We start from the raw sequence: 16760 nt of genomic DNA, 5'->3' as shown, positions 1-16760 counted from the left end.
CTTAAACAGGCAATGCTACGCCCGGCCATTTGGCGGTTATCTGTCCTGAATACGGTAAACATTGGACGAGAGTTGCAAAGTGGCATCAAAACTAACCGGGGGGCGGTGCGGATGTACTTTCAGCACGGCATCCACCCTGAAGCGCAAATGCCGCTCTAATTCGCGCGGGGCATCCAGGCTGATTTTTACGCGGCTTAAGCGCGGCTCGTGCCGCTCGATGGCGCGGCGTAAGCGATCGCGCAGCATTTCTCTGTCGTCCGGGTTCAGCAGGCTGATGCCGGATAAATCCGGAATACCAAACAGCAGCATCGAATCTGTGGCCAGCGGATAGGCTTCAAACGTTTCGGGTAAATCCATAATCCGCGTATTGAGCAGCGCTTCTAAATCGCGCGCCAGCGCCCGGCGAAACTGCGGCAGCTCAAAGAGCATGGCCGAGGATGCGTGGCTGATATCCGGCTCGTTATCCAGCAGCCGGTCAAGTACAGACGGCAGGGTAAGGGTTTGGCGGCGGGGCGTGCTCATACAATGGCCTGTTTAATTTTTTACGCGATTTGTCGTAGTGCTTAAGCAAAATCTGCGGGGCATGATGCTTTTGCAGCTTGGGCCAGCCGTTTTTTTGCTGATTGATGGCTGCCCCAGGCTGCAAATTTTATTAAGCAGACAGGATTGGGTTTAACCCGCTCTTGTCATCTTTTTAAGCAATCACCTTGCTTAATTCCTGAGCCAGTAAAAAGCGATAGGCAATAAACAGCCCGGCACCTACCAGGGCCAGCAGGGCGAAGTACAGCCAGAGCGGCAGCTCGTGGCGCACAAAGGCCTGAAAGCGCTGTGGCAGCTTCCAGTTCGGGGCAAATTCTGCTTTGCCGCCTCTGACTTGCTGGATTTCCTGGCCTACGCGGGCGGTTAAATAGCCCAGTTTTTCCTGGCCTTCCAGCAGATATTTGCCCTGAAAGCCCAGTAACAGGCAGGTATGGAAGACTTCCATGGCCTCGAAATTATTGTTTGGATCGCGGCGCAAGACTTCCAGACGATCAAAGAAACCTTCACCGGCCAGATGCTCACCAAAAATGCGTAATTGCAAAGGCATCCGTTCCCATTCTTCGCGCAGGCTGAATTCGGATGAAAGAATAATTTCATCCATCAGCGCACAAAAAGCGTATTTGGCTTCGCTGATATTGGGGACTTCTTTGCCAAAGTTGCGGGCATTTTTTTCAAACTGGGCGAGGAAATGATCCACGCGGCGGTTGAATTCGGCTGCGCTGCTTGGGGCATTGCCGTCCCGTAGTAAAAACAGCAGATAAATGCCGTCTTCCAGCAATTCGCGCAGGCTGGGGGCGGATGGTTTGGCAACGGCCAGTGGGTGCGCTTCTGTGTTAGCGGTTAAACTCATTTTTTACTCTCAGCGAAAGACTGCAATCAGCTCTAGTTTTAAATCCGACAGCGATTGCGGAACATAAATACAAATACTGCGCGATTGCAGCATGCGTTGATAAATATCGCCCTTAGGCTCAAAGGCAAAATAATGATTGCCCACGCGGATTGGAATAGCCGAAGGCGTTTGCGCCGCATAGGACATGCTGACACCGCGCATGGCCGAGTTCAAAATCTTATCCACATCGTCCGGCGCGCCAATTTTAAATTTAAGCGGCACAGTTTCAATGATGCTGGATGACGATTGCTCGCTTTGAATCGACAGATAGAAGTCAACATTCTCAAGGAAGCGATCACTTTCCAGGCGGCCAATATGGAATGAAGGCTTAGGTGATGTGAGCGGGATCACAGCGTAACGCGCTGAAATCACGGTATCGAGCAATTCACGGATCTGTACATCCAGCACCAGCAGGCTGTCGTGCAGGGCTTCGTGGCGGTAAGGCGGAATATCGGCCAGGGTGTAAACCGATGAGAATGTCTGCAATTCGCCACAGAATTCGGCAAGGGCCCGATAAAGCTCTTCAGGGTGAAGTGGCTCACACTTAACCAAGTGATTGATGCGGGCAAAGTTGCGGTTCACCGTGTGCAGCAGCCAGAAGGAGGCGATGTCGGTGGTGCCGTATTCCATCACATTTTTAGCGCGCTCGCGGTGAGCACCGGCCAGTGCCTGGCTTTTAACCAGCAAAATATCCAATAAGCGGCGCAGATTCTGGCTGAGCTCAGGAATGGCGCTGACGGTGGTGGAGGGCGGGTAAAAACCGGCCCCCAAAGACCACTGGCCTGTGGCGTCCTTCACTAATTTACCGAGTGGAACTGCTTCATAACCATCGCGGTTTTCTTCTTCCACCATCAGGCGGACATCCAGCTCCAGCGTGGTGAGATCGGCTTCCAGCGCCTGCGTGTACAAATCGGCCACACCCTGATGGGCGCTGCGGTAGCGGGTAGAGCGCGATGCGGTATTTTCATTGCTTTGCGTGTTGCCGCCATAGGGTTGCAGCTCGGCAAGGCAGGCATAAAGTGTGGTGCTCACACCCACTTGCGGCAAATCATTCAGATTACGGGATAAGGGCAGCGGCTCGGATTGCGGGGCCTGAAACAGGCTGCCATCCCTGAATAAAAGCGAGAGTGAATCTAAGCGAACCTGGCCGCCGCGCAGGGCAACTTCGTCAATCTGAAACTTCTGCAAGCCCCAGCTGTGGCGGCTGAGCAACTGCCGCGTTTCAGCCTGTTGATAATCCTGCAATAAAGACTGCTGCTGGAAATGCTGCGGGCGAAGGAACATCCCTTCGCCCCATAAAACACGTTTGGCTTTCAACATAGGTGTTAAGACTCCGGCAAGCCGCCGCTCCGGCAGCGGGCCACAATAGTTATTTAGTTTTCAGGGCTGGTTTTTTGCTGATAAAGCCGCAGTCCGCCTTAAAACTCGCTGGCTGGCCAGGAATAAGCTGGGCTTTGGGATGAATCACCTGCAGATAGCAATCTTGCGCTTTGATGCTGAATTCTTTTTCGTCCCGCACATCTTCTGCATTCACCAGTACACGCCAGAGCTGGGAGTCAGGCTTGCGAAAGAAGCCAACGACGCCCAGAAACTTGGTTTCAGGGGTAATTTTGTCGTCCAGAGTGAGTGTTTTTCCTGGCAGCAGCACAAATTCATTTTGTGAAATGAGCGAGTTGCCCAGTAATTCTGCATCTGATTTTCCGCTGACCAGTGAGTCAAATGTCAGGCGGTTGAATTCTTCATGTCCCTTCAGCTGGTACATCCTCAGTACCAGGGAAAGCGGTCTGCCGCTGCTGTCCCGGTTGAGGGAAGGGTCTGCTTCGCCCTGAATTTTGAAGGGTTTCGGGCCGCTGCTGGCGCAGGCAGAAAGCAGAAGCAGGCTGGAAACAACCAATGCCACTTTGGCGTGTTTTTTAAGTGAATGAATGAGCATCGTCTTTGTGTTTTCTAAATAAAAAATGGTTTAAAAATGGCATGGTAAGGAGGGATAAAAAAAAGGAATTATGCCCTCAAGGTAGAGATATATATCACGAGAAAAGGATGTGTGCATGGGGAATAAGGCATGTTAGTAAAATATGATCATGAGTTATGCTTTTGCCCTGCTTAAATGTAGAATAACATCTTAGTAAGTATCTGGGGTTCGGGTTTTGTTTGCTATCATCATGATTTTAATAGTAATATTTTTGGCTTTGGCATGGGTTGGCTGGCGATTTTTTGTTCGTGGGACCAGCGTAAGCACTGTTCAGACTGAAAATAAGGTAAAACCCGCAGGTGGCTCTGATGCAACAAAAAAGAAGAGAAAAGATATTGTAAGTATTTTACCCGATAAACCAAAGCAGAAAGTATCGTTATTAAGTAGATTTTCATTACATAAAAAAGCGAAATTAACGCTATTGCCATTAGCCAGTCTGATTCTGGTTTTAGCTGTTGTCGGTATAACGCTGCATTTCAATTCCCGGCATGTTATTGCACCATTCTTGCCCCAGGAATATAGCCAGGTTGCTCATATACAAGGCACGTTTACAGAAGCCAGGCTTGAGCCGCCACCCGCATTGCCTCCGGAAGTATTTATCAGTGCTGCAGCTGCAGCTGCGCGTCCTGGTTTAGCTACAGCCAACCGGGACTGGAGCCAGCTTGATCCGCAGTTTGTGCAGACGGTTTTACAGATTATGAAAAAAATGACGGAGCGGGGTTATCCCTTGGCGCTGCTTGAAGGCTACCGAAGCCCGGAGCGCCAGGATGATCTGATCTCGCAGGCGAATGTGGTGACTAAGGCAAAAGGCGGGCAGAGCAAGCACCAATACGGTTTGGCGGTTGATCTTGCGCCGATGAAAGATGGAAAAATTATTATTTCAGAGCGTGATCCATGGGCATTTGCTGCCTATCAGGCTTTGGGGGAAGAAGCCGTTGCTGCGGGGCTGACGTGGGGCGGAGTTTGGTCATTTAAAGACTATGGGCATATCGAAAAGGCGGGCTCTCTGGCCGCCATGTTGCGAAATAAGTAATTTTTGTATTTCATTTTGTATGGAGATTCATGTTCATGAAGCATTGGCTGCGTAACGCCAAAGTCACGTCAGCAATCGGTTTTTTAATTCTGATTGCTTTGATCTGGTTTTTAGGTCCATGGTTTGGTCTGAAAACAGCAGAGGTTCGCTTTGGCTGGATCTTCGCTGTGATGCTGCTGTGGGTCTTTACCCTCATGGTTGGCAAATTAATTGCAAATCGTGCGGGGGGCCTGATCGAAAAAATGCTGCTCAAGCAAGCAGATGATGCCGTGATTGGGGCCAGCGTAGATAAGCGTGCTGAGGTGAATCTTCTGCGTCAGCGCATGCTGGGTGCGATTGATACGCTTAAAACGTCACAGCTGGGTAAATCGCGCGGTAATGCGGCGCTGTATGAATTGCCCTGGTATATGATCATCGGCCATCCTGCTGCAGGTAAAAGCTCGGCTATTTTGCAATCCGGCCTGACTTTTCCGTTTAGCGATAAAGCAGGTGTGCAGGGCGTGGGCGGTACGCGTAATTGCGATTGGTTTTTTTCTACCGAAGGCGTGTTGCTGGATACAGCTGGGCGCTATGCCACGCAGACAGAAGATCGCGTGGAGTGGCTGGAGTTTTTAAAATTATTAAAGCGTCACCGCTCAAAAGCACCGGTTAACGGTATTTTGGTGACCATCAGCCTGCCTGAGCTGGCGCAGCACAATTCTGAAGGCTTTGCGCTTTACGCCCGCCAGATTCGTGAGCGTATCCATGAAATTGAAGCCACTTTTGGCTTGCAGGTGCCGATTTATCTGATCTTTACCAAGCTTGATTTATTGGGCGGTTTTTCGCAGTTTTTTGAAGAAATGCCAGAAGAAGAGCGTCACCGCGTATGGGGTGCCACTCTGAGCGCCGAGCAGGGCTCTGGCTTTGATGCCAGCCATGTGGTCAGCATGCAGTTTGATGCGATGTACCGTGGTCTCGTGCAAATTGGTGAAGAAAAACTGGCTGCGCATCGCGGCAATCAGAATAAACCCGCGTTTTTTGCCTTCCCTATCGAGTTTCATGCGCTTAAAGAAGCCGTTGCCAAGTTTGTAAAGCTGTTGCAGGAAGAAGACCCTTACCATGCACGCCCATTGCTGCGCGGCTTTTATTTCTCCAGCGCTTTGCAGGAAGGGGTGCCGCGTATTGGTGCCGCAACTCATGTATCCAATCAGTTTGATTTAAGCCGTCAGGGCTTTGATGCGCGCCAGGCGCCCGCTTCGTACAGCTATTTCCTGCGCGATTTATTCAGAGAAGTTGTTTTCCCGGATCAGCATTTGGTGTCACGCCAGACACGCCCGGCTGGCAGCCGCTGGCGTCTGGCCGGTATGCTGGCGGGTCTGTCTGGTCTGGCGCTGTGTGCCGGGCTTTGGACATGGTCGTATATTGGTAATCAAAAGCTGATGGCCAGCGTGGCAAATGATCGTGTTGCCGCACAAAAACTGGCGTCGTCCGGCCAGCTGTACGACAAGCTGATGTCGCTGGGCATCTTGCAAAAACGGATTGAAGAATTACAGTCTTATCGCAAAGACGGCCATCCGTGGCAGGTGGGTCTGGGTCTTTATCAGGGTAAAGAGCTGGAAATCGCGCTGCGCAAAGAATATTTTGCAGGCCTGAAGGAATCGATGCTGGTTCCGGTGAAAAAGAATCTGGAGCTGTCTCTTGAGCAGCTGGCTTCTAATAAAGTGGCCGAGCCTGCGCCCGTGCCAGAGGCTCCAAAGCCTGCGGCTGTAACGCCCACACCAACACCCGCTCCAACACCAACGCCTGAGCCTAAAGCGGCTGAGCCTGTCAAAGAGCCGGTTAAAAAACGTGCACCTGCACCGCATAAAAAGGGTTTGCCCAATATCCAGCTGAGCGCATGGCATATTCCTCAGCGTGCTACGGCATTAACAGCAAAAGAAACTGCAGAAGCGCCTGCTGCTCAGCCTAAGCTGGATCAGGGCTATAACGCGCTGAAAACTTACCTGATGCTGCATGATCGCTCCCGTATGGATGAAGCGCATCTTACTGATCAGATTCCGCGTTACTGGCGCAGCTGGTTAGAGGCTAATAAAGGCAACCGCAGTAACGAAGAAGTGATGGCTGCGGCAGAAAGACTGGTGGCGTTTTATGTAAGCCAGATTAAAGAGCCTGATTTACCTCTGATTGCTAATGATGAAAAAACCGTGGCTGCTGCACGTGAAGTATTGCGTGCTTCGCTTAAGCGTTTAAGCGCAACCGAGCGTGTTTATAACGAGATCAAAGCGCGTGCTAATACACGCTTTGCTCCGCTGACCGTGCCGCGCATTCTGAACAATAAAAATGGCGACGTGATTGCCGGCAGCCAGATGGTTGCAGGCGCGTTTACCCGCGAAGCATGGGATAACTTTGTTCGCAATTCGATTGAAGAAGCCAGCAAGGGCGAAGTGAAGAGCGATGACTGGGTACTGGCATCTTCGGTGCAGGATAACCTGGGTAAAGACGGCAATATCGAAAAAAACCGGGCCGATCTGGAAGCACTTTACCGTCTTGAATACGCGGCCGAGTGGAAGAAATTCTTGCAAGGCGTGGTGATTCGTGATTTCAACGATCTGCCTTTTGCGGGTAATGCCATTGGCCAGCTGGCTGATATGCAGAATTCGCCGGTTAAATTGATTCTGGCCCGCGCTGCATTTGAAACGGCATGGGATAACCCAAGCGAGCTTTCACGCAAGCTGGAAAACGCCAAGCAATCTGTGCTGGAAAAAACCACTGCCTTATTAAAAGGCAGCAATCAGCCCGCCACCACTAATGCCGCCGAGCTGGGCGAAGTGGGCAAGCAGTTCCTGGGCATTACCCGTCTGGTGCAGGCAGATAGTGCCGGTGTTGCGCCGATTAACAGCTACCTGGAGCAGCTGGGCAAGCTTAAAGGCAAGATGAATCAGATTGCCAGCAGCGATGAGCCGGGTGCACAGGCGCGGCCACTTGTTCAGGCCACTTTAAATGGCAGCGGCTCCGAGCTGGCCGATACCCTGCAGCAGGTGGATAACGCACTGCTTACACCACTTTCACAAGAAACGCGCGATATTGTGCGGCCAATGCTGGTTCGCCCCCTGATCCAGACTTACGCCGTGCTGCTTGGGCCGGTAGAAAAAGATCTGAATCAGGCTTGGCAAAAAGAAGTGTACGGCCAGTGGAAAGTGCTTTCTGCCAAATATCCATTCAGCGATTCAGCCAATGAAGCGCCTATGTCGGATATCGCCAAGTTTGTAAAACCGAAAGAAGGCACGGTCGATAAGTTTACTGAAAAGTATCTGAATGGCCTGGTGACGCAAAAGGGCGACAGCCTGACGCCGCGCACATGGGCAAATTTAGGCATTCGTTTTAATCCGGCATTTCTGGCTGGAATGGGCCGCCTGAGCAGTATGGCTTCCAGCCAGATGGCAGATTCATCCAGTGCTAAGTTTGAGCTGCAGGCGATTCCTACATCGGGCTTGTCCGAGATTATGTTTGAGGTAGATGGCCAGGAAATGCGTTACCGCAACGGGCCTCAGCCATGGCAATCCTTCAGCTGGCCAGGCACAGGCAATACGCAAGGCGCCAGAATTCAGGTCGTTGCATTTAGCGGTGTAAGCGCCGTTGTAAGTAATCAGCAGGGGCGTATGGGCTGGATGCGTTTACTCGCGCAGGCTCAGGTTGAGCAGCACGATGCCGATTCGGCCACGCTGACCTGGAAGATTCGTCGGGGAGATGCCGGGGATGCGGATGTGGTCCGTTTTAACTTCCGCGCAGTGAGTGGTGTAAACCCTCTGCAACTCTCTGGTTTACGTAAGCTGTCATTGCCAGAACGCGTGACAATGTAAGGTGCTGCCATGCTAAATAATTTTAAACGGGCTCAGGATTTGCCGATGCAATATGCAATTTTTGGCAAATTACCCCGGCGTGCTGATTTTATCCGTATCAATGCCAGCCATCCGGTTGCGCTGGATGTGGATCAGTCGCTGGCCGACAGCCTGAAGGTTCTGGCTTTAAAGCCAGATTGGCAAACACGCTATATGCAGGCGCCGGCCAGCGAATTTTTAATGCACAGCCGTGATTTGCGGGGCGCTTTTTTAGGCGTTTCCCTGCCCAGCCATGATGAAGCTTTGCGTTACTACCCGCTGGTGGCCGGGGTCTGTGTGCCCAGCGATGTACTGATGGGCAATGAAGCCGAGTTTTTACTGGCCAACGAGCTGTTTTTTTCTGGTTTAAAAGACCAGCTGAAAAGCGCGGTGGATAACTCGGTAGAAATGATTGCCTGCAAGCAGTTTATGGAAGATCAGATGTCGTTTGGCAGCCGTGCCGCAGCAGATCTGGGCCTTGCCGCCCAATTGCTCGAACGGCATATGGCCAACACGCCTGCTACATTACTCGAACAGGCATTGAATAAGGCCGGGCGGGGGGATTTGGAATCAACCCTGCTGGCTTTTGCGTTTTATTTGCAATTATCACGCCGCTACGGCGGCAGCATGGCCTCGCAAGTGTTTTTGTTGCCATTGCCTGTAGGTGTGGGTGAGGAAATTCTGGGTGCCGCTGTCTGGTTATCACTTTGCCGTGCAGCGATTCATGCCCAGGGTATCAGTCAGATTAATTTTGCATTTATTGAGCAGGCTGGCAGCCGGTTTATGGCTTTGGCGCTTAATCCTCTGACTGATAAGCAGTTGAGCATGTTGTGGGGGGAAACAATTGATCCATTGCAATTAGTGAATGTATGCGATTTGAACTCCCCGTGGCGCAGTCATCAATCCTATGCCGAGGCTTCGTATATTTTAGGAAGACAGCTTAGCGACCCTACGTTGTCTTTATTAAAATTGCGTGAAATTGTCGTTAAAATTACTTACGGAATCAGTTAGTTTCGTGTTTTAATTCTGCAACTTATTTTATTTAGGAATGGCAATGGCCAAGGAAAGCACACAGAAAAAACTATCGCGCGTTCGTCCTCCTCGCGTTCAGATTACTTACGACGTTGAAATTGGCGACGCAATTGAAAACAAAGAGCTGCCCTTTGTATTGGGCGTAGTGGGCGATTACACCGGTAATACCCCACAGGCCAAATTGAAAGAGCGCAAGTTCATTCAAATTGACCGCGATAATTTTGATGATGTTTTAAAAGGCATGGCACCCAGCCTTGCTATGAAAGTAAATAACAAATTGAAAGACGACGATTCACAAATGTCGGTTTCTTTGCAATTTGAATCACTCGCCGATTTCGAGCCACAAAATGTGGTGAATCAGGTTGAGCCATTAAAAAAACTGCTGGATGCACGCAGAAGACTTTCAGATCTGCGTAATAAGGTAGTCGGTAACGATAAGCTGGAAGAGCTGCTGGATGAAGTGGTTCGCGATACCGAAAAATTACATCAAATTAGCCAGGCTAGACCAGCCTCTGCAGAGGAGTAATCGCTATGTCAGATCTACAGAAGCTTGAAGCGGGCACCGTTGAGCACAGCGAAGCCAGCAGCTTGCTTGATTCAATTATTGATAACAGCCGTATTGCCAGCAATGAGCAGGAAAAAGACCGTACCCGTGATTTGATCAGCGAATTGGTTGATCAGGTTTTGGCGGGCACCGTAACGATTTCCCGCGATTTAAGCGCCAGTATGGATGTGCGTATTGCAGAAATTGATGCGCTGATTTCAGAGCAGCTGAATGAAATCATGCACCACGCTGATTTCCAGAAGCTGGAATCCTCATGGCGTGGCCTGAAGTATCTGACTGCAGAATCAGAAACCAGCACCATGCTGAAAATCAAGGTGCTGAACGCGTCTAAAAAAGACCTGCTGAAAGACTTTAAAGCCTCGTCTGAATTTGACCAAAGCGCCTTGTTTAAAAAGATTTACGAAGAAGAATACGGCACCTTTGGTGGCGCACCATATGCGGGCCTGGTGGGCGATTTTGAATTTGGCCGCCATCCTGAAGACTTCTACCTGCTGGAAGAATTATCTCATGTGGCTGCAGCTTCGCACGCGCCACTGATTACCTCAGCTGGTGCAGGACTGTTTGGGCTGGAAAGCTTTACCGATATCGGCAAGCCACGCGATCTGGCCAAGATTTTTGATACGGTTGAATACACCAAGTGGAAATCATTCCGTGAATCAGATGATTCGCGTTATGTAGGTATGGTACTGCCGCACGTACTGGGCCGCCTGCCTTATGGCCGCGATACTGTGCCGGTTGAAGAATTTGATTTCGAAGAAAACGTCGATGGCACCGATCACAGCAAATACCTGTGGACCAATGCTTCTTATGCCTATGCCGCGCGCTTAACTGCTGCTTTTGCCGAATACGGCTGGCTGGCAGCGATTCGCGGTGTGGAAGGCGGTGGCCTGGTAGAAGGTTTACCAGCACACACCTTTAAAACCGACGATGGTGAAGTGGCTCTGAAATGCCCTACCGAAGTCGCCGTGACCGACCGCACTGAAAAGCTGCTGTCTGATCTGGGCTTTATCTCCTTAGTGCATTGTAAAAACACCGATTACGCTGCTTTCTTCAGCGGCCAGTCATCGCAAAAAGCCAAGACTTATAACACTGATTCGGCCAATGCCAATGCGCGTTTGTCTACTCAGCTGCCTTATATTTTCTCGGTTTCGCGCATTGCGCATTACATGAAATCGATCATGCGCGACAAGATCGGCAGCTTTGCTTCACGCCAGAATGTGCAGGATTTCCTGAACACATGGCTGGCGCAATATGTGCTGCTGGATGATTCGGCCAGCCAGGAAGCCAAAGCTAAATACCCATTGCGTGAAGCACGTGTTGACGTGGTTGAAGTGCCTGGCAAGCCAGGTGTGTACCGCGCAGCAGCGTTCTTGCGCCCTCACTTTCAGCTCGATGAGCTAACCATTTCCTTGCGTCTTGTGGCTGAGTTGCCTAAACCAACCCGTTGATGCAGTGAAGCGTAGAAGTAACTTTTATTAACTGTAAGGAGTTTGCAAATGGCTTTTGATGCATTTTTGAAAATTGATGGTATTCCTGGTGAATCTACTGATGACAAGCATAAAGACTGGATCGAAATCCAATCTTTCTCGCACAAAATTGAGCAGCCAGCTCAGGCTACTGCCAGCTCTGCCGGTGGTGCTACTGCTGAACGTGTAAACCACGCTCAATACGTTATCACTCACTTTTTGGACAAAGCCAGCCCAAAGATCTACGAAGCATGCTGCACTGGTAAGCACATCAAAGATGTAACCATCGAGCTGTGCCGTTCCGGTGGCGACAAAGTGAAGTACATGGAAATCAAAATGGAACAAGTTTTGATTTCTAAAGCAGAGCCACATGGTTCAGCTAATGACGAAGGTTTCCCTAGCGAAACCGTAAGCTTCAGCTACGGCAAAATCAAGTGGACTTACACCCAGCAAAAACGTACTGATGGCGCTGGTGGCGGTAATGTTAGCTCTGGTTGGGATCTGACCGCTAACAAAACGATCGCTTAAATAGTTTTTATATCACCATTCGGGTGATAAGCGATAAGCAGCAAACTGATCTGCTGTTGGCAAGTTGCTGGACTGATGCTCAGTCCAGCAACTTACAAAGCAGATTAGTTGTTTCAAAAAAAAGGGATTTAACAATGAAACGTTCAGGATTTGTTTGTGCAGCATTACTTGTGATTGCTGCCAGTGTGACCGGATGTGCAGAAAATCCAGCAACACCGAGTGCGACGCCTTCTACTTCATGGAAGCATGCACCAGTAGAAACAACATCGACAGTTACAAAAGCTGCAGAAACAGCAGCAGCGGCTACCCAGAAGGCCGTTGTTGACCCATCCTTTCTTAAGTTTGACAAAATGTCTGCCAAGCTGACTCCAGAGCACGAGCTGCAACTGATGAGCCTGCTGCCACAATTAAAAGAAGCCAAAGCAATTACCCTGCGTGGCTATTGCTACAAGAAAGACATTGGTAACGCGAAGTCCGCCGCTTTGGCTCGCGCTGTGAATGTAGAGAAATTCCTGGTTAAGCAAGGCATCTCTAAAAAGAAATTAAGCCGTCGCTTTAATACCGAAGACGCAGAGCACGCTGTACGTGTTGAGATCGGCAAATAATACCGTTCATTCCCTTGCCATTTACCCGCTCCACCTGGATTGCAAATGATTTCCCCCATGCCTTTATCACAATTACTGAGCAGCTTTGCGGCTGCATTTAATCAAGATCAGCGATTGATCTCCCTGCAGTTAGGAGATGGCGCAGCATGGGGTGAGCAGCTTTTACCTCAGCGGGTGGATGGCAGCGAAGGGATTAACCAGGCTTACCGCTATCAGATTGATTGCTTATCGCCTGATGGCGCTTTAGCGCTTAAATCCTTACTCGGTTTACCTATTGTTTTATCGGTGGCTGATGCCAATGGTGATGCAGTTGAGCGCTGTGGCGTCATCTCGCAGGCGCAATTGCTGGGTTCAGATGGTGGCTTTGCCAAATACGCGCTGACGGCAGAACCGCCGTTTGCCTTACTCCGCTACCGCCGCACTTCCCGCGTATTCCAGGATTTATCCGTACCCGATATCGTTAAACAAGTTTTAGCCGAGCACCAGGCTAAAAACCCCGTTTTTGCCGCCGTGCAAACGCTGGATTTCAAACTCTCCGGCACGCATGGCCCGCGCTCTTACTGCTTACAATACCGTGAATCCGATTTCGATTTTCTGACGCGATTATTAGCCGAGGAAGGCTTGGCGTGGCGATTCGAACATCTGCCAGGCGATAATCCACAGGTTCAGCTGGTCATCTTTGACGATGCCTTTGCGCTACCCGAAGCCCAGGCAATGCAGGTGCGCTTTCACCGCGCCGATGCCACGGAAGAATCTGACGCGCTTACCGAGTGGAACAGCCAGCGCCAGGTAGGCAGCAGCTCGGTGTCACTCGCCAGCTTTGATTACAAAGTCACCAGCACCAGCCAAAGCTTTGATGAAAGCCGCATTGACCAGGGCGATGGCGGCCAGCAGCTGCAGGCCAGCTTCGAAGATTACGACCCGCAGGCCCTCTATTACGCCAGCGATGCAGAAGGCCTAAGCCACTACGCCCAATTGCGTCAGCAGGCTGCAGACGCGCAAAAGAAATCCTTTAGCGGCTCCGGCACCTTGCGTGCCTTGCAGGCAGGGCAGTGGTTCCGGCTGGAAGACCACCCCGCCCACGAATGGGATAGCGCCGAGCAACGCGAATTTGCCGTTACCGGGCTGACATTTACCGCTAATAATAATTTGCCCGTGGATTTAAGCCAGCAACTGGGCGTGGTCGCGCCCAGCCTTTTGGCCTCCGATGCCGCTAAACCGTATGAAGCCCGCTTCACCGCCCAAAGACGCGGCCAGCCGATTACGCCTGATTTTGCCCATATCGAACACAGCAAACCCAAAAGCCGCGGCGTACAAACCGCCACCGTGGTCGGCCCTGCCGGTGCAGAAGTCCACACCGACGAGCAGGGGCGGATCAAGGTGCAATTTCACTGGCAGCGCGCTGCCGAGCACCCGGAGTTTGGCGCAAATCTGGATGATAAATCCTCCTGCTGGATCCGCGTCGCCTACCCATCGGCAGGTGCAGGCTTTGGGCATCAGTTCATCCCGCGCATCGGCCAGGAAGTGCTGGTCGACTTTATCGAAGGCGATATCGACCGCCCCATCATCACCGGTGTGGTCTATAACGGCAGCCATCCCGTGCCCGCGTTCAGCGGGGCAGGCGCACTGCCCGCCAACAAAACATTATCAGGTATCAAAACCAAAGAGCATGAAGGCGGCCAGTATGGCGAGCTGCTGTTTGATGACACAAAAGGTGAAGTCCGCACCAAATTATCCAGCGAGCACGGCAAAACCCAGCTCAATCTTGGTTATCTGATCCACCCGAGAACCGACGGCAAGGGTGAGCCACGCGGCGAAGGCTTTGAATTACGCACGGACAATCAGGGCGCCATCCGCGCTAATGGTCTGCTGATTAGCACCGAAGCCAAAAGCGGCGCATCCGGCAAACAACTCGACCACCGCCCTGCGCAAAGCCAGCTGGAATCGGCTCTGGCACTGGCCCAAAGCCTGGGTGAAACCGCCACCAATCAACTCGCCGACACCATAGAAACCGGCGACGGTGATAAAACCGTCAAGCCTGACAACAGCGCAGGCGAAAAAGCCACCACCGGCCATCTGCACCACCATGTACACGCCAGCAAAAGCCTGGAAGCTGGGTCAAATACCGATAAAGACGGCAAAAGCAAATCCAAAGACCAGGCCGGCCAACAAAAAATCATCCTGCTGCACGGGGAGGACGGTGTAGCCATCACCAGCCCGCAAAGCCAGACCATTGCCGCAGGCACAAACCTTGATCTGGTCGCCCAAAGAGACTCCAACCAAACCTCCGGCCGCCGCTGGATCCACAACGTCGGATTACACATCAGCCTGTTTGTGGCCGGGGTAAAAGACAAAGTCGCGCTCAAACTGATCGCCGCCAAAGGCAAAATCCAGCTGCAGGCGCAGAGTGACGACGTAGAAATCACCGCAGATAAAAACGTAAAAATCACTGCCTGCAAAGAAAAAGTAGAAATCGCCGCAGGCGACGAAGTGCTCTTCACCTCCGGCGGCGGCTATATCCGCTTAAAAGGTGGCAATATAGAAATCCATTGCCCGGGTGAAGTGAGTATTAAGGGGGCGAGTCATGAGTTGAGTGGGCCTGCGCAATTGAATCTGCCTTTGCCACAGTTTCCGAATAGTGTATGCAAAGAATGTTTATTGCTGGCGCTTAAATCAGGCAGTCCATTTGTGGTATAGGAATTCGGCGTATGAATGAGAGTGAATTAATTACTTTAGATGCATATTTAAATAACCTAGAAATTGAGGGGGGGTGGTTTGCCTTAATTGATACAGCGTTTGAACCAAAAAAGATAAAAAAATTGATTGGGGCTAGGGGCTGTCAACTCTATGCAGGTACTGAGCTGGAGGAATACGACGAGCTGTCCCCTTTGATTATTGAAGTTAAAAAAAATGGAGATTCTGCTTTTTTACAATCTTTACTGCGTGTTTGTGAAGGCAAACCTATGCTGGGTTTTATAAATAGCAATAGAGATATTAAAGAATTAAAGCAGCATTTAGAATATTTGCATTTTGTTGTATCTGATGAAAAATCATGGATGTTAAGATTTGCGGACACAAGAATTTCCGAGTCTTTGTTCCAGATTTTAAATCCCCAGCAAAAAGATATTTTATTTAATCCAATCAATTGTTGGCTTTATTTAAACCGCCAAGATACTTGGCAGGCTCAATTGGGCAAGGGTTTGGGGCCGCTGTGGGTAGACGCGCCTAAAGAAATGCTGGCGTTTACAGATCAGCAGTTTGCCGCCTTGCTTGAGCAATCAGAGCCAGATACGCTATTGAGCCAGTTGCAGGTAAATTTTCCTGATTTATTGAATAAATATTCCAACGCAGTATCTTATCAATTAGCGTGCATAAGTGTAAAAGAAGCGCGGGAAATGCAGTTGGAAAGCCAGCAAAATGATGTGCTGGTATTAGCAGTGCTTTGGTTTATGTATGGGGAGGGGCTGGATTTACGCTGTGAATATTTAGATATGAAAAAAAGCATTAAACAAGGTGTTTTATTACAGGATGCAATAGCTGAAATACCTGCTGCATTTTTTGAAGAAATGGATATGAAAAATTAATTAAGTGTTCTTTTGATCCGCAGAGAAGGCAATGGAAAATAGATTAAAAGGATTGTTTTTTTTATTAATGGTTTTTTTATTGACTTCATGCAATGTAACGTAGCCGGAAGATACGAGTATTCCGGGTGGATTAACGGGCTTAAATCATACCAAAGTAGCGATTATTGCTTTTTATGTTGATGGTGAATGGGGGGGAATCTTCGTGCAATGGGTGGTGGGGGAAAAACAGTGTGTTGTGTTTCTATGCCGCGAGAGTATCCCAAGGAAGGCCTTAAAGTAAAAGTGCGTTGGAATGCGATAGATACATTGGAAGAGCATTGGTTTGAAAAAGAAGTTTTAGTGGACCCCGTATCCTACGGGAGGAGGGGGTGTTTACGTACATTTTTTACCTGAACAGCAAATCAAAGTAATTGTGAGCAATCTTTATCCTGAAAATCCAGGTTATCCTGGCCCAGGAATTTCTGGAGAAGAGAAAAAATAAATGATAAACATAAAGTCGCCTTTAAAAATGAAACTTATATTCAAAGTGTTTTTTTGTTTTGCGATGTTTTTTTCCTTGGTCTCATGCCAAGAAAAACAGCCAGAAGATACGAGTGTTCCAGGTGGATTAACTGGCTTAAATCATACCAAAGTAGGTATTCCTGCTTTTTATGTTAATGGTAAGTGGGGAGGGGATATTGATGCAATGG

16 protein-coding genes are annotated in these 16760 nt (G+C 50.0%); 11 read left to right on the top strand and 5 right to left on the bottom strand.

Features of this window, described 5'->3' with window-relative positions:
* Positions 1–36: 36 nt before the first annotated feature.
* From tssE to tssJ, 4 genes are all read right to left on the bottom strand, one after another.
* A complete protein-coding gene (gene tssE, locus HA050_RS20795; RefSeq protein WP_115226285.1) occupies positions 37–522 on the bottom strand; it encodes a type VI secretion system baseplate subunit TssE in 486 nt (161 codons plus the stop codon).
* Between the two features lie 172 nt (positions 523–694).
* A complete protein-coding gene (gene icmH / locus HA050_RS20790; protein ID WP_166830313.1) occupies positions 695–1390 on the bottom strand; it encodes a type IVB secretion system protein IcmH/DotU in 696 nt (231 codons plus the stop codon).
* A gap of 9 nt (positions 1391–1399) precedes the next feature.
* Complete coding sequence (gene tssK, locus HA050_RS20785; RefSeq protein ID WP_166830311.1) at positions 1400–2749, bottom strand: type VI secretion system baseplate subunit TssK; 1350 nt, start codon at positions 2747–2749, stop codon at positions 1400–1402.
* A gap of 49 nt (positions 2750–2798) precedes the next feature.
* Positions 2799–3362, bottom strand: coding sequence for a type VI secretion system lipoprotein TssJ (tssJ, locus tag HA050_RS20780; protein WP_166830309.1), 564 nt, complete (start codon positions 3360–3362; stop codon positions 2799–2801).
* A gap of 460 nt (positions 3363–3822) precedes the next feature.
* On the opposite strand from tssJ, the gene HA050_RS20775 reads away from it, so the two are divergent.
* The 6 genes from HA050_RS20775 to HA050_RS20750 are packed head-to-tail and all read left to right on the top strand — an operon-like array spanning position 3823 to position 11882.
* Complete coding sequence (locus HA050_RS20775) at positions 3823–4434, top strand: M15 family metallopeptidase (RefSeq protein WP_240929210.1); 612 nt, start codon at positions 3823–3825, stop codon at positions 4432–4434.
* A 35-nt stretch (positions 4435–4469) separates the two neighbouring features.
* Entirely contained in the window at positions 4470–8273 is a 3804-nt protein-coding gene (gene tssM / locus HA050_RS20770; RefSeq protein ID WP_240929209.1) for a type VI secretion system membrane subunit TssM, read from the top strand.
* 9 nt (positions 8274–8282) lie between these two features.
* Complete coding sequence (gene tagF, locus HA050_RS20765) at positions 8283–9302, top strand: type VI secretion system-associated protein TagF (RefSeq protein WP_166830303.1); 1020 nt, start codon at positions 8283–8285, stop codon at positions 9300–9302.
* A gap of 43 nt (positions 9303–9345) precedes the next feature.
* A complete protein-coding gene (tssB, locus tag HA050_RS20760) occupies positions 9346–9849 on the top strand; it encodes a type VI secretion system contractile sheath small subunit (protein ID WP_115226291.1) in 504 nt (167 codons plus the stop codon).
* Positions 9850–9854: 5 nt separating this feature from the next.
* Positions 9855–11336, top strand: coding sequence for a type VI secretion system contractile sheath large subunit (tssC, locus tag HA050_RS20755; RefSeq protein ID WP_115226292.1), 1482 nt, complete (start codon positions 9855–9857; stop codon positions 11334–11336).
* Positions 11337–11384: 48 nt separating this feature from the next.
* Positions 11385–11882, top strand: a complete 498-nt coding sequence (locus HA050_RS20750; RefSeq protein ID WP_115226293.1) for an Hcp family type VI secretion system effector — start codon at positions 11385–11387, stop codon at positions 11880–11882.
* A 79-nt stretch (positions 11883–11961) separates the two neighbouring features.
* Here HA050_RS20750 and HA050_RS20745 read toward each other — a convergent pair whose 3' ends face one another.
* Positions 11962–12243 carry a hypothetical protein gene (locus HA050_RS20745; RefSeq protein WP_166830301.1) on the bottom strand — a complete coding sequence of 94 codons (282 nt, stop codon included), beginning with the start codon at positions 12241–12243 and terminating at the stop codon, positions 11962–11964.
* On the opposite strand from HA050_RS20745, the gene HA050_RS20740 reads away from it, so the two are divergent.
* The 5 genes from HA050_RS20740 to HA050_RS21995 all read left to right on the top strand — a co-directional run.
* Positions 12233–12487 carry an OmpA family protein gene (locus HA050_RS20740; protein ID WP_166830299.1) on the top strand — a complete coding sequence of 85 codons (255 nt, stop codon included), beginning with the start codon at positions 12233–12235 and terminating at the stop codon, positions 12485–12487. The genes HA050_RS20745 and HA050_RS20740 overlap by 11 nt on opposite strands.
* A 57-nt stretch (positions 12488–12544) precedes the next feature.
* On the top strand, positions 12545–15184 hold the full coding sequence (locus tag HA050_RS20735) for a type VI secretion system Vgr family protein (protein ID WP_166830348.1): 2640 nt from the start codon (positions 12545–12547) through the stop codon (positions 15182–15184).
* Positions 15185–15195: 11 nt separating this feature from the next.
* On the top strand, positions 15196–16071 hold the full coding sequence (locus HA050_RS20730; protein ID WP_166830298.1) for a DUF4123 domain-containing protein: 876 nt from the start codon (positions 15196–15198) through the stop codon (positions 16069–16071).
* 186 nt (positions 16072–16257) lie between these two features.
* A complete protein-coding gene (locus tag HA050_RS22605; RefSeq protein WP_166830296.1) occupies positions 16258–16464 on the top strand; it encodes a DUF3304 domain-containing protein in 207 nt (68 codons plus the stop codon).
* Positions 16465–16579: 115 nt separating this feature from the next.
* The coding region (locus HA050_RS21995; RefSeq protein WP_205836536.1) for a DUF3304 domain-containing protein at positions 16580–16760 on the top strand (181 nt) is incomplete at its 3' end.

The organism is Iodobacter violaceini (genome assembly GCF_011601265.1).
Taxonomy (GTDB): Bacteria; Pseudomonadota; Gammaproteobacteria; order Burkholderiales; family Chitinibacteraceae; genus Iodobacter; species Iodobacter violaceini.
Note: the sequence above shows the minus strand (reverse complement) of the source record. Positions and strands in the feature narration are given on the sequence as shown.

Excerpts from the sequence above, each read along its gene's own strand:
- tssE (WP_115226285.1), bottom strand. The coding sequence starts at position 522 with ATGAGCACGCCCCGCCGCCAAACCCTTACCCTGCCGTCTGTACTTGAC.
- icmH (WP_166830313.1), bottom strand. The coding sequence starts at position 1,390 with ATGAGTTTAACCGCTAACACAGAAGCGCACCCACTGGCCGTTGCCAAA.
- tssK (WP_166830311.1), bottom strand. The coding sequence starts at position 2,749 with ATGTTGAAAGCCAAACGTGTTTTATGGGGCGAAGGGATGTTCCTTCGC.
- tssJ (WP_166830309.1), bottom strand. The coding sequence starts at position 3,362 with ATGCTCATTCATTCACTTAAAAAACACGCCAAAGTGGCATTGGTTGTT.
- tssM (WP_240929209.1), top strand. The coding sequence starts at position 4,470 with ATGAAGCATTGGCTGCGTAACGCCAAAGTCACGTCAGCAATCGGTTTT.
- tagF (WP_166830303.1), top strand. The coding sequence starts at position 8,283 with ATGCTAAATAATTTTAAACGGGCTCAGGATTTGCCGATGCAATATGCA.
- tssB (WP_115226291.1), top strand. The coding sequence starts at position 9,346 with ATGGCCAAGGAAAGCACACAGAAAAAACTATCGCGCGTTCGTCCTCCT.
- tssC (WP_115226292.1), top strand. The coding sequence starts at position 9,855 with ATGTCAGATCTACAGAAGCTTGAAGCGGGCACCGTTGAGCACAGCGAA.
- HA050_RS20750 (WP_115226293.1), top strand. The coding sequence starts at position 11,385 with ATGGCTTTTGATGCATTTTTGAAAATTGATGGTATTCCTGGTGAATCT.
- HA050_RS20740 (WP_166830299.1), top strand. The coding sequence starts at position 12,233 with ATGTCTGCCAAGCTGACTCCAGAGCACGAGCTGCAACTGATGAGCCTG.
- HA050_RS20735 (WP_166830348.1), top strand. The coding sequence starts at position 12,545 with ATGCCTTTATCACAATTACTGAGCAGCTTTGCGGCTGCATTTAATCAA.
- HA050_RS20730 (WP_166830298.1), top strand. The coding sequence starts at position 15,196 with ATGAATGAGAGTGAATTAATTACTTTAGATGCATATTTAAATAACCTA.
- HA050_RS22605 (WP_166830296.1), top strand. The coding sequence starts at position 16,258 with ATGGGGGGGAATCTTCGTGCAATGGGTGGTGGGGGAAAAACAGTGTGT.